The 12687-nt window shown below is 70.2% G+C and carries 10 protein-coding genes; 6 read left to right on the forward strand and 4 right to left on the reverse strand.

What is annotated here, in order from left to right:
* Positions 1 to 41: 41 nt before the first annotated feature.
* The 3 genes from pknB to Q5762_RS06255 all read left to right on the forward strand — a co-directional run bounded on the left by pknB (position 42) and on the right by Q5762_RS06255 (position 3450).
* Positions 42 to 1970: a Stk1 family PASTA domain-containing Ser/Thr kinase gene (gene pknB, locus Q5762_RS06245; protein ID WP_315890954.1), complete on the forward strand. Its 1929-nt coding sequence runs from the start codon at positions 42 to 44 to the stop codon at positions 1968 to 1970.
* Positions 1971 to 1976: 6 nt separating this feature from the next.
* Complete coding sequence (locus tag Q5762_RS06250; RefSeq protein ID WP_315890955.1) at positions 1977 to 2828, forward strand: deoxyribonuclease IV; 852 nt, start codon at positions 1977 to 1979, stop codon at positions 2826 to 2828.
* Positions 2829 to 2910: 82 nt separating this feature from the next.
* Entirely contained in the window at positions 2911 to 3450 is a 540-nt protein-coding gene (locus Q5762_RS06255; protein WP_315890956.1) for a DUF4396 domain-containing protein, read from the forward strand.
* 6 nt (positions 3451 to 3456) lie between these two features.
* On the opposite strand, the gene Q5762_RS06260 is transcribed toward Q5762_RS06255, so the two are convergent.
* The gene (locus Q5762_RS06260; protein ID WP_315890957.1) at positions 3457 to 4089 is read right to left on the reverse strand and encodes a sulfite oxidase-like oxidoreductase; all 633 of its coding nucleotides are present in this window, start codon (positions 4087 to 4089) and stop codon (positions 3457 to 3459) included.
* A gap of 176 nt (positions 4090 to 4265) precedes the next feature.
* On the opposite strand from Q5762_RS06260, the gene bfr reads away from it, so the two are divergent.
* Positions 4266 to 4742: a bacterioferritin gene (gene bfr, locus Q5762_RS06265; RefSeq protein ID WP_315890958.1), complete on the forward strand. Its 477-nt coding sequence runs from the start codon at positions 4266 to 4268 to the stop codon at positions 4740 to 4742.
* Between the two features lie 13 nt (positions 4743 to 4755).
* On the opposite strand, the gene Q5762_RS06270 is transcribed toward bfr, so the two are convergent.
* Positions 4756 to 5001 carry a (2Fe-2S)-binding protein gene (locus Q5762_RS06270; protein WP_315890959.1) on the reverse strand — a complete coding sequence of 82 codons (246 nt, stop codon included), beginning with the start codon at positions 4999 to 5001 and terminating at the stop codon, positions 4756 to 4758.
* A 130-nt stretch (positions 5002 to 5131) separates the two neighbouring features.
* Positions 5132 to 6478 carry a class II 3-deoxy-7-phosphoheptulonate synthase gene (locus tag Q5762_RS06275; RefSeq protein WP_315891099.1) on the reverse strand — a complete coding sequence of 449 codons (1347 nt, stop codon included), beginning with the start codon at positions 6476 to 6478 and terminating at the stop codon, positions 5132 to 5134.
* A gap of 163 nt (positions 6479 to 6641) precedes the next feature.
* On the opposite strand from Q5762_RS06275, the gene Q5762_RS06280 reads away from it, so the two are divergent.
* Entirely contained in the window at positions 6642 to 9422 is a 2781-nt protein-coding gene (locus Q5762_RS06280) for an N-acetylmuramoyl-L-alanine amidase (RefSeq protein ID WP_315890960.1), read from the forward strand.
* A gap of 266 nt (positions 9423 to 9688) precedes the next feature.
* Positions 9689 to 11662 (forward strand): anthranilate synthase family protein, encoded by a 1974-nt coding sequence (locus Q5762_RS06285; protein ID WP_315890961.1) that lies wholly within the window; start codon positions 9689 to 9691, stop codon positions 11660 to 11662.
* Here Q5762_RS06285 and Q5762_RS06290 read toward each other — a convergent pair.
* The gene (locus tag Q5762_RS06290) at positions 11659 to 12657 is read right to left on the reverse strand and encodes a 2-hydroxyacid dehydrogenase (protein WP_315890962.1); all 999 of its coding nucleotides are present in this window, start codon (positions 12655 to 12657) and stop codon (positions 11659 to 11661) included. The genes Q5762_RS06285 and Q5762_RS06290 overlap by 4 nt on opposite strands.
* Positions 12658 to 12687: the final 30 nt, after the last annotated feature.

The raw sequence follows: 12687 nt of genomic DNA on the forward strand, positions 1-12687 counted from the left end.
GTGGGGACGGGGTGTCCTCACCGGCTCGTAAACTCGTGGCCGTGGACACGACCCTTCAGGACCCCCTCGTCGGGCAGCTGCTCGACGGCCGCTACCGCGTCGACGCGCGCATCGCCGTCGGCGGGATGGCCACGGTCTACCGGGCCGTCGACACCCGCCTCGACCGGGTGCTCGCGCTCAAGGTGATGCACCCGGCCCTCGCCACCGACGCCGCGTTCGTCGAGCGGTTCATCCGCGAGGCCAAGTCCGTCGCCCGGCTCTCGCACCCCAACGTGGTCGGGGTCTTCGACCAGGGCGCGGACGGCGCGTACGTCTACCTCGCGATGGAGTACGTCGCCGGGTGCACGCTCCGCGACGTGCTGCGCGAGCGCGGGGCGCTCCGCCCGCGCGCCGCGCTCGACATCCTGGAGCCGGTGCTCGCCGCACTGGGCGCCGCGCACCGGGCCGGGTTCGTGCACCGGGACATGAAGCCGGAGAACGTCCTGATAGGGGACGACGGCCGGGTGAAGGTCGCCGACTTCGGTCTCGTCCGGGCGGTCGGCTCCGCCACGAACACCACGGGCTCCGTCCTGGGCACCGTCTCCTACCTGGCACCGGAGCAGATCGAGCACGGCACCGCGGACACCCGCGCCGACGTGTACGCCTGCGGTGTCGTCCTGTACGAGATGCTCACCGGCGGCAAGCCGCACACCGGGGACACCCCCGCCCAGGTCCTCTACCAGCACCTGAACACCGACGTTCCGGCCCCCTCGGCGGCCGTGCCCGGCCTCGCCCTCGAACTGGACGAGCTGGTGGCGACCGCCACCGCCCGGAACCCCGAGATCCGCCCGCACGACGCGGTCGCGCTCCTCGCACAGGCCCGGGAGGCCCGGGCGAGGCTCGGGGACGCGCAGCTGGACGCCGTACCGCCGCAGGCGCACGCCGAGGACCGTACGGGGACGGAGGACCGGACCAGCGTGATCCCCCGGGCCGTCTCGGCACCCCTGCCGGAACACGACGTGCAGCACACCAGCCGGCTGACCATGCCGCCGCCCGAGCCCCCGGCGGAGGGCCGGGCGGCGCGCCGCCGGGACCGTGGGCCGCTGCCGCGCGGGCCGATGCTCGTCGTCGCCGCCGTGCTGCTCGCCCTCGGGCTCGGGGCGGGCGTCTGGTACATCAATTCCGGCCAGTTCACGCGCGTCCCGGCGGTCCTCGGCCAGACCGAGGCCAAGGCGACCGAGCGCCTCAAGGACGCGGGGCTCGACGTCGGCGCCACGAAGCGGGCGTTCAGCGAGGTGTACGAGCGCGGCACGGTCATGGCCACCGACCCCACGTCCGGCGCGCGGATACGGGGCAACGGCACGGTCACGCTCACCATCTCCCGGGGCCCCGAGATCGTGAAGGTCCCGCGGCTCAAGGGGAAGCCGCTGGCCGAGGCCAAGCGGCTGCTCGCGGACGAGGGCCTGGCGGCCGGTCTGATCACGAGAGCGTTCAGCCAGGACGTCCCGCAGGGCGCCGTGATCAGCTCCGACCCGGAGCCCGGCACGGAGCGCAGCCCCGACTCGGCCGTGGCGCTCGTGGTCAGCAAGGGCCGCCCGATCGACGTGCCCGACGTGGCCGGCGACGCGGTGGCCGACGCCACCCGCACGCTCCAGGACGCCGGGCTCAAGGTCGAGATCGCGAGCGAGGAGATCCACTCGGCGGAGGCGGCCGGCACGGTCGCCGCCCAGTCCCTGGCGGAGGGCAGCCGGGCCGCGAAGGGCGACCGGATCGTCCTCACCGCCTCCAAGGGGCCGCGGATGATCGAGGTCCCCGACGTGACGGGCGAGTCGACCGACGCCGCGCGCGCGAAGCTGGAGGGAGCGGGCTTCGAGGTGAAGGTCGAGAAGACCTTCCCCTTCCTCGGCGACACGGTTTCCGGCCAGTCGGTCGAGGGCGGCTCCACGGCGCCCGAGGGCTCCACCGTCACCATCACGATCAAGGGACTGTAAGAACTCATGCGCAACCCCGTCGGCGGCCATGTCCCCGTGGCCGGCGGCCTCGCCACGGTCGGTCTCGGCTACGCCCGCGAGCTGGGCGCGGAGACCGTCCAGGTCTTCGTCGCCAACCCGCGCGGCTGGGCCACCCCGGTCGGCAACCCGGCGCAGGACGAGCTGTTCCGCGCCGGGTGCGAGGCCGGGTCCCTGTCCGCCTGGGTCCACGCCCCGTACCTGATCAACTTCGGCTCCCACACCGAGGCCACCGTGGAGAAGTCGGTCGAGTCGCTGCGGCACTCGCTGCGCCGGGGCCGGGAGATCGGCGCGAAGGGCGTGGTGGTCCACACCGGTTCGGCGACCGGCGGCCGGCCGCGCGCGGAGGCGCTGGCGCAGGTACGGGAGCGGATGCGGCCGCTGCTCGACGAGCTGACGCACCCGGACGCCCCGGACCTGCTCCTGGAGTCGACGGCCGGGCAGGGCTTCTCGCTCTGCTCGCGCGCCGAGGACTTCGGCCCGTACTTCGAGGCCCTCGACCACCACCCGAAGCTCGGGATCTGCCTCGACACCTGCCACATCTTCGCGGCCGGCCACGATCTGACCGGACCGTACGGGATGACGCGGACGCTCGACGAGCTGGTGGCGACCGTGGGCGAAGGCCGGCTGAAACTGATCCACGCCAACGATTCCAAGGACGTCGTCGGCGCGCACAAGGACCGGCACGCGAACATCGGGGCCGGTCACATCGGCGAGGATCCGTTCCGCGCGCTGATGAGGCACCACGCGACCGACGGGGTGCCGCTGATCATCGAGACGCCGGGCGGGAAGGAAGGGCATGTGGCGGACGTGGAGCGGCTGAAGAAGCTCCGCGGCTGAATTTCCCGTTGAGCAATACCCCTAGGGGGTATACGGTTCTTGTGTAGGCAGCAGGAACCGCCGACGGTCAACGGGGGAACCCATGCAGCACGAAGCGCACACCGAGCACCACGACCACCACGCCGACCACCACGGAAACGGCCAAGGCCACCACGGGCACGAGCACGGACAGGCGCCGGGCGAGGTCAGCTGGTCCATGGCGATGAAGGCCACCCTCCACTGCCTGACCGGCTGCGCCATCGGCGAGGTCCTCGGCATGATCATCGGCACCGCGCTCGGCTGGGGCAACGCCAGGACGATGGTCCTGGCCATCGTCCTGGCCTTCTTCTTCGGCTACTCGCTCACCCTCTGGGCGGTCGTCCGCGTCGGCCTGAGCCTGAAGGCCGCGATCGGCGTCGCGCTCGCCGCCGACACCCTCTCCATCACCGTCATGGAGATCGTCGACAACGGAGTCCTGCTGATGGTGCCGGGCGCGATGGACGCGCACCTCTCGGACGCGCTCTTCTGGGGCGCCCTGGCCTTCGCCTTCCTCGTCGCCTTCGTGATCACCACACCCGTCAACAAGTGGATGATCGGCCGCGGCAAGGGCCACGCGGTGGTCCACCAGTACCACCAGCACTGACACCGGTCAGAGCTCCGGGCCGTCCCCCGGCTCCTCCTGGTACGAGTACCGCTGTTCCTTCCAGGGATCGCCGAGGTTGTGATAGCCGCGCTCCTCCCAGAAGCCGCGGCGATCGGCGGTCATGTACTCCACGCCCCGGACCCACTTGGGCCCCTTCCAGGCGTACAGATGCGGCACCACGAGCCGCAGCGGGAAGCCGTGCTCGGCGGTGAGCAGCTCACCGTCCTTGTGCGTGGCGAAGATCGTGTGGTCGGCGGCGAAGTCGGCGAGCCGCAGGTTGGCGCTGAAGCCGTACTCGGCCCAGACCATCACATGCGTGACCTGCTCGGCCGGCGGGGCGAGATCGAGGATCGTCCGGGCGGGTACGCCACCCCATTCGGCCCCGAGCATGCTGAATTTCGTGACGCAGTGGAGATCGGCCACGACCGTCGCGAAAGGCAGCGCCGAGAACTCCTCGTGGGTCCAGCACCGCTTGTCGCCGTCCGCCGTCGCCCCGAAGACGCGGAACTCCCAGCGGTCGGGCTTGAACTTGGGGACCGGGCCGTAGTGGGTGACCGGCCAGCCGCGCTGCAGCCGCTGCCCCGGCGGAAGATCCGACTCCCCTGCTGCCCGGTGTACCCCGCTCTCCGGCTGACCCATGTCATCCATGGTGACAGACCGCGAGGGGTGGTCATGACCAGCCAACCTCCCCAGCAGCGCCGGTTTGGGGCATCTCCCACTAAGCCTGTACTTACTGGACGCCCCCCACCCGTGGTGCAAGGATGCGGCCATCCTGCCCAGTCACGACTTAGACATGCGTGGAAGGAGCCTCTGCGATGCAGGGCGACCCCGAGGTCCTCGAGTTCCTCAACGAGCAGCTGACCGGCGAGCTGACGGCCATCAACCAGTACTGGCTGCACTACCGCATCCAGGACAACAAGGGCTGGACCAAGCTCGCCAAGTACACCCGCGAAGAGTCCATCGATGAGATGAAGCACGCGGACAAGATCACCGAGCGCATCCTGATGCTCGACGGTCTGCCCAACTACCAGCGGCTCTTCCATGTGCGGGTCGGCCAGACGGTCAAGGAGATGTTCGAGGCGGACCGCCAGGTGGAGGTCGAGGCGATCGGCCGCCTGAAGCGCGGCATCGATGTCATGCGGGCCAAGGGCGACATCACCTCGGCCAACCTCTTCGAGGAGATCCTCGCCGACGAGGAGCACCACATCGACTACCTCGACACCCAGCTGGAGCTGATCGAGAGCCTCGGCGAGGCGCTGTACATCTCGACCCTGATCGAGCAGCCGAGCTGACCGACCGCCGGAACTAGGCGGCTTCCGACAGCTCGTCCGGCTCGGTGAACTCCGCCGTCAGGGCGGGCATCCCCTGGTCGAGCAGCTCCCGTCGCGGGCAGTTGCCGCGTCCGAGGATGGCCTGTATGCGCCGTACGCAGGAGCCGCAGTCGGTTCCGGCCTTGCAGGCCGAGGCGATCTGGCGGGGCGTGCAGGCGCCCGCGTCCGCGTGCTCCTTCACCTGCTTCTCGGTGACACCGAAACATGAGCAGACGTACACGCGGATTCACCTCCCGCCGGGATCGATAAGGCTAACCTAACCTTACCCGGCGACCCTGAGGTGTAAAGCTCTGGAAATGACATGGGGCGCGGATCACAGCGATCCGCGCCCCAAAGCCGTAGGAAGCTACTTACTGATCGCGGTACATCTCCGCCACCAGGAACGCCAGGTCCAGGGACTGGCTGCGGTTGAGCCGCGGGTCGCAGGCCGTCTCGTAGCGCTGGTGCAGGTCGTCGACGAAAATCTCGTCGCCGCCTCCCACGCACTCGGTGACGTCGTCACCGGTGAGCTCGACGTGGATGCCGCCCGGGTGGGTGCCGAGGCTCTTGTGCACCTCGAAGAAGCCCTTGACCTCGTCGAGCACGTCGTCGAAGCGCCGGGTCTTGTGACCGGAGGCCGCCTCGAAGGTGTTGCCGTGCATCGGGTCGGTGACCCAGGCGACGGTCGCGCCGGAGGCGGTGACCTTCTCGACCAGCTCCGGGAGCTTGTCCCGGACCTTGTCGGCGCCCATGCGGACGATGAAGGTCAGCCGGCCGGGCTCGCGCTCCGGGTCGAGCCGGTCGATGTACGTCAGCGCGTCGTCGACCGAGGTGGTCGGGCCCAGCTTGATGCCGATCGGGTTCGCGATCCGCGAGGCGAACTCGATGTGGGCGTGGTCGAGCTGGCGGGTGCGCTCGCCGATCCAGACCATGTGGCCGGAGGTGTCGTACAGCTTGCCGGTGCGCGAGTCCGTACGCGTGAGGGCGCCCTCGTAGTCGAGCAGCAGCGCCTCGTGGGAGGCGTAGAACTCGACGGCCTTGAACTCGGCCGGGTCGGTGCCACAGGCCTTCATGAAGTTCAGCGCGTTGTCGATCTCGCGCGCCAGCTGCTCGTAGCGCTGACCCGACGGGGACGACTTCACGAAGTCCTGGTTCCAGGCGTGCACCTGGCGCAGGTCGGCGTAGCCGCCGGTGGTGAAGGCGCGCACCAGGTTCAGCGTGGAGGCGGACGCGTGGTACATCCGCTTCAGCCGCTCGGGGTCCGGGATGCGGGCCTTCTCGTTGAAGTCGAAGCCGTTGACGGAGTCGCCGCGGTACGTCGGCAGGGTCACGCCGTCACGGGTCTCAATCCCCTTGGAGCGGGGCTTCGAGTACTGCCCGGCGATGCGGCCGACCTTCACGACGGGCACGGAGGCCGCGTACGTGAGGACGGCGCTCATCTGCAGCAGCGTCTTGAGCTTGGCGCGGATGTGGTCGGCGGACACGGCATCGAAGGCCTCGGCGCAGTCGCCGCCCTGGAGCAGGAACGCCTCGCCACGGGCGACGGCTCCCATGCGGGCGCGCAGCTGATCGCACTCGCCCGCGAAGACGAGCGGCGGATACGACTCGAGGTCCGCGATCACATCGCGCAGAGCCTCGGCATCGGGGTACTCAGGCTGCTGCGCCGCGGGAAGGTCTCGCCAGGTGTTGCCACCGGTTGCGGTGGTCTTAGCGTTCACGGTCACAACCACCACATTACGGTGTCCGGCGCCCTGTCCATGGCTCCGCCCATTGAGTGAGACGCGCGCCCGCTTTGTCCGGTGGCGATCATCACGCCTTCGGGTGGTGTTACCCTCACGCGCGTTTAAACATCTGAGACCTAAATACTTCACAGGGGTGGGCGTGAGCCAAGGGCACCGCAGGGACCGAAAGAAGAGACGGCTGCTTTACGGTGCGGCGGCGGCTGTCGTCGCGACCGCGACGATCGGCACGATCGCCGTGGCGTCGCCGGACATTCTGAACTCCTCGGACGGCAAGGGGGGCGCGGACGCTTCACTGCAGTCGCAGTTCGCGGCCGCCGCCGCGGAGTTCGATGTTCCGCAGAGCGTTCTGATGGCCGTGTCGTACCGGCAGACTCGGTGGGAGTCGCACGACGGCGAGCCGAGCGTGACCGGCGCGTACAACGTCATGGGTCTGACGGACGTCGATGCCGAGGACGTCGCGGTACCCGAGGGCGACGAGCGCCTCGCGCACCTCAACGCCAGTGGCAAGGAGGAGATCGAGAAGACCTTCGACAAGGCCAAGGCGCTGCGCAGCCTGCCGAAGGAGACCGTCGACACCGACGATCCGCGGCTGCACACCCTGGACAAGGCCGCCGGGCTGATCGACGGCTCCGCCGAGACCCTGAAGAACGACACCGCGGAGAGCATCCGGGCCGGCGCGGCGCTGCTCGCCGAGTACCAGAAGCAGGCGACCGGCGACCTGCCGGACGAGCCGGGCCAGTGGTACGCGGCCGTGGCGCGCTACAGCGAGTCGCCGGACAAGAAGGGCGCCGACCTCTTCGCGAAGCGCGTCTTCGAATCGATCAAGACGGGTGAGCAGGCGCTCACCATGGACGGCGAGCAGGTCGTCCTGCCGGCCGACCCGTCGGTCGACCCGGTCAAGCCGTCGGACGTGCCGCTGGCCGCGAGCTTCGCGGCGACGACCGCGACGCCGACGCCCGAGTGCCCGTCCGGCCTGAACTGCAACTTCATCCCGGCCGAGGTCCCGAGCACCGGACAGCGCAACTACACGGTCGCCCCTCGTCCGGGGGGCGGTGTCGACATCCGGCAGATCGTTCTCCACGACACCGAGGGCAGCTACGACGGCACGATCGCCACCTTCCAGAGCCCGACGGCCAAGGGCAGCGCGAACTACCTGATCCGCGCCTCGGACGGTCTGGTCACCCAGATGGTCGAGAACAAGAACATCGCCTGGCACGCGGGCAACTGGACCACGAACTCGCACGCCATCGGCGTGGAGCACGAGGGCTACGCCATCAAGGCGGGCAGCTGGTACACGGAGCCGCAGTACGAGTCCTCCGCCGCACTGGTGAAGTTCCTGGCGGCCAAGTACGGCATCCCGCTCGACCGCGAGCACATCATCGGCCACGACGAGGTGGCGGGATACAACGACGCCAAGATCGCCGGCATGCACTGGGACGCGGGCCCGTTCTGGGACTGGAACCACTACATGTCGCTCCTGGGTGCCCCGACGGGTGCCGGTGGCGCCGGCGGCCTGCTCCAGGCCGGTCAGCTGGTCCGTGTCGTCCCGCCGTTCACCACGGCGAACCAGCCCACGATCACGTACGGCGGCAGCACCGTCGCCGCCCAGCCCGCGAACTTCGGCTACCTGTACACCACCGCGTCGACCGCGACGCCCATCAAGGACCCGTACATCCCCAACGTGCTGTGGAGTGACGGACCGAACTGGGGGAACAAGGTCCGCGCGGGCGGCACGTACGTCGTCGCCGAAGCCCGGAACGACTGGACCGCGATCTGGTACGGCGGGCAGAAGGCCTGGTTCTACAACCCCGGCGGCCAGTACACGGCCCCGGTCACCGGCTCCCCGACCGTGATCAAGGCCAAGGCCGGAGTGACGGCCCGGATCTACGGACGCTCCTTCCCCGAGACCGCCGCCTACACCGCGGCCGGCGAGGCCCCGCCGTCGGACCCGGGCGCCTACTTCACGAAGTACTCGCTCCCCGCGGGCCAGGGGTACGTGAAGGCCGGCCCCGCGATGAAGGGCGACGACTGGTTCGGCAGCTCCCAGAAGAACGTCGTGGGCACCGACGAGTACATCCCGATCCGGTACAACCACCGGATGGCGTGGGTGAAGGCGACCGAGGTGCAGGAGGTTCCCGGCACCGCACCCGTCGCGGCCACCAACCGCTACAACCTGCTCGCCCGGGACGCCTCCGGTGTCCTCTGGCAGTACCAGGGCACCGGTAAAGCCTCCCCGGCGTTCCTCACCCGGTACCGCGTCGGCCCCGGCTGGAACATGTTCAACGCGATCACGCCGATGACCGCGCTGCGCGCGGACGGTACCGGGGACATGGTCGCCCGGGACGCGGAGGGCGTGCTCTGGTACTACAAGGGCACCGGCAACCCCTCCGCGCCGTTCAAGGCCCGGCTCAGGACCGGTGGCGGCTGGCAGGTCTACGACAAGATCCTCGGCAGCCGTGACCTGGACGGGGACCAGATACCCGATCTGATAGCCCGCGAGAAGTCCGGCATGCTCTGGTTCTACAAGGGCACGGGCACCCCGGCCACGCCGTTCGCCCCGCGCGCCAAGGTCGGCGCCGGCTGGCAGACCTACAACCAGCTCGTCAGCACCGGCGACCTGAACGGCGACGGCAAGGCCGATCTCGTCGCCCGCGACGGCGCCGGGGACCTGTACTTCTACAAGGGCACCGGCAGCTCCACCGCGCCGTTCGCCCCGAAGGTCAAGGTCGGCGGCGGCTGGCAGGCCTACAACCAGCTGGTCGGACCGAGCGACCTCAACGGCGACGGCAAGGTCGACCTCGTCGCCCGCGACGCCTCCGGGACCCTCTGGTTCTACAACGGCACCGGCAGCGCCACCGGCCCGTTCGGGCCCAAGGTCCAGGTCGGCAGCGGCTGGCAGATTTACAACCTGATCTTCTGAGATCGGGGAATTCCTGGGGCCCGGTCCGCACCGTCCACGGTGTGAACCGGGCCCCTCGCGCATGCTCCCCTGGGTTACAGTGCTCGCATGTTCGCGCAGACGACCCTGAACTGGTGGTGGCCCGCTCCTCCGGCGGCCCACTGACTTGCGCGTACCCCACGACACGCGAAGGCCGCCCGAGAGGGCGGCCTTCTCCGTTTCGCGGGCCGTTCCTCTCCCACCCGGAAGACCCAGAACCCGGACCCCGGAAGGAACGACGCACGCCCATGGACCTCTCCCTGGACCTCTCCCGTCTCCTCGACGACTCCTGCCCGCCCTTCGCCCTGCTCCGCAGGCGCACCCCCGGCCGTGACCACGACACCGTCGAGGTGCTCATCGGAGCGGTCCACGAGGCCGAACGGCTGGCCGACCTGCCCGTCGGCGACCTGCCGACCCTCGCCCTGGTGCCGTTCCGGCAGATCCGCGAGCGCGGCTTCGACGTCCGAGACGACGGCACCCCGCTCTCCGTCCTGGTCGCCGAGGAGGCGTACGAGCTGCCGCTGGCCACCGCGCTCGAACAGCTCCCGGACCATGCCGTACGGGTGGAGGGCGGCGGGTTCGACGTGTCGGACGAGGCGTACGCCGAGACGGTGCGGCGGGTGATCGAGGACGAGATCGGCGCGGGCGAGGGCGCCAACTTCGTCATCCGCCGGACGTTCACCGGCGAGATCCCGGACTTCGGCCGCGCCGACGCCCTCGCGCTGTTCCGGCGGCTGCTGGCCGGCGAGCGGGGCGCGTACTGGACCTTCGTCGTCCACACCGGCGACCGGACCCTGGTCGGCGCGAGCCCCGAGGTGCACGTCCGGATGTCGGGCGGGACCGTCGTCATGAACCCGATCAGCGGGACCTTCCGCTACCCGGCCGGCGCGGCGCCGACCGCCGAGGACCTGCTCGCCTTCCTCGCCGACCGCAAGGAGACCGAGGAGCTCTCCATGGTGGTCGACGAGGAGCTGAAGATGATGTGCACGGTCGGCGACATGGGCGGGGTGGTGATCGGGCCGCGGCTCAAGGAGATGGCGCACCTCGCCCACACCGAGTACGAGCTGCGGGGCCGCTCCTCGCTCGACGTACGGGAGGTGCTGCGGGAGACGATGTTCGCGGCGACGGTCACCGGCTCGCCGGTGCAGAACGCCTGCCGGGTCATCGAGCGGCACGAGACAGGCGGCCGGGGCTACTACGCGGGAGCCCTTGCCCTGCTCGGCACGGACGAGAACGGCGCGCAGACCCTGGACTCCCCCATCCTCATCCGGACCGCCGACATCTCCCGCGACGGGGCGCTGCGCGTGCCGGTCGGCGCCACCCTCGTACGGCACTCCGACCCTGCGGGTGAGGTCGCGGAGACGCACGCGAAGGCGGCGGGCGTGCTCGCGGCGCTGGGGGTACGGGAGGGGCGGCCGCGCGACGAGTCGCCGGCGGCGCCGAGGCTCGCGGACGATCCGCGGGTCCGGGCGGCCCTGGACGCCCGGCGGGCCGACCTGGCACCGTTCTGGCTGCGGATGCAGATGGGGAACCCCCCTGCTCGAACGGAGTTGAGAGCTTGGGGGAGGTCGGCCGAGCTGACCGGCCACGCGCTGGTGGTCGACGCCGAGGACACCTTCACCGCGATGCTCGCGCACCTGCTGCGCTCCTCGGGCCTGGAGGTCACGGTGGTCCGCTACGACGAGCCGGGCCTGCGGGAGCTCGCGCTCGCCCACGACGGCCCGGTGGTGCTGGGCCCGGGGCCGGGGGACCCGAGCGACGCGGCCGACCCCAAGATGCGCTTCCTGCGTGGGCTCACCGCCGATCTCGTACGGGACCACCGCCACGGGCCCTCCCGTCGCCCGACCACCACCCCTCATCGAGGCCCTTCGGGCCGCCCCAGCCTGCTTGGCGTCTGCCTCGGCCATGAGCTGATCGCGGCCGAACTGGGCCTGGAGATCGTCCGCAAGCGCACACCGTTCCAGGGCGCGCAGGTGCGGATCGACCTCTTCGGGCAGGAGCAGACGGTCGGCTTCTACAACAGCTTCACGGCCCGCTGCGACGAGCGGACCGCCACCGAACTGGCCCTGCACCGGATCGAGGTGAGCCGGGACGAGGAGACGGGTGAGCTGCACGCGCTGCGCGGGCCGGGGTTCGCGGGCGTCCAGTTCCACCCGGAGTCGGTGCTGACGATGGACGGGCCGGCACTGACGGCGTCGCTGCTCGCCGGCGTACTGGTCTAGGAAGCGGCCGGTACCAGGACGTTCTCGCTGCGCCTGCCCGCCGCGTAGTCGAGGACGTTCTGGAGCGTCGTGTCCACGATCTGGCCGACCGCGTCCACGGTGTAGTACGCCTGGTGGGAGGTGACCACGACGTTCGGGAAGGTCACCAGGCGGGCCAGGGTGTCGTCCTCGACCACCTCCAGGGACTTGTCGAGGAAGAAGAGCCCGGCCTCCGCCTCGTACACGTCGAGCCCCACGCCGGTGAACCGGCCGGCGCGGAGTTCGGACACCAGGGCCTCGGTGTCGACGAGGCCGCCGCGGCTGGAGTTCACCAGGATGGCGTCGTCCTTCATGGCCCGGAGGGCGGCGGCGTCGATGATGTGCCGGGTAGCGGGGAGCAGCGGCACGTGCAGGCTGACGAGGTCGGCCTCGGTGAGGAGCTGCTCCTTCTCGACGTACTTCATGCCGAGTTCGACGCAGGCGGGGTTCTCGGCGACGTCCCAGCCGAGGAGGTTCATACCGAAGCCGTGGGCGATCCGGCTGAACCCCTCGCCGATCTTCCCGGTGCCGAGGACGCCGACCGTACGGCCGCGCAGATCGCGGCCCATCAGGCCGTCGAGCCGGAAGTCGAAGTCGCGGGTCCGGTTGGAGGCGCGGACGATCCGCCGGTTGACGGCCATCGCCAGGGTCCAGGCGAACTCGGCGACGGAGTAAGGCGAGTAGTACGAGACCCGGGCGACGGTGAGGCCGAGCTGGGTGGCCACGTCGAGGTCGATGTTGTTGAAGCCGGTGGAGCGCTGGGCGACGAACTTCGTCCCGCCGGCGGCGAGGGCCCGCAGGACCCGTGCGCCGAGGTCGGCGTTGACGCTGGTGGAGACGATCTCATGGCCGGACGCGATGGGGGCCGTGTCCTCGGTGAGGAAGACGTCCAGACAGTGGACCTCGTGGTGTCCCGCGAAGGCCTTCTCGATCAGCGGCTTCTCGTCGGCCTGCACACCGAATGCCAGGATTTCCACGGATCCCCTCCCGGGGTCGCATATTCGCCT

Origin of the sequence: Streptomyces sp. P9(2023), from assembly GCF_032436795.1 — a bacterium.
GTDB lineage: Bacteria > Actinomycetota > Actinomycetes > Streptomycetales > Streptomycetaceae > Streptomyces.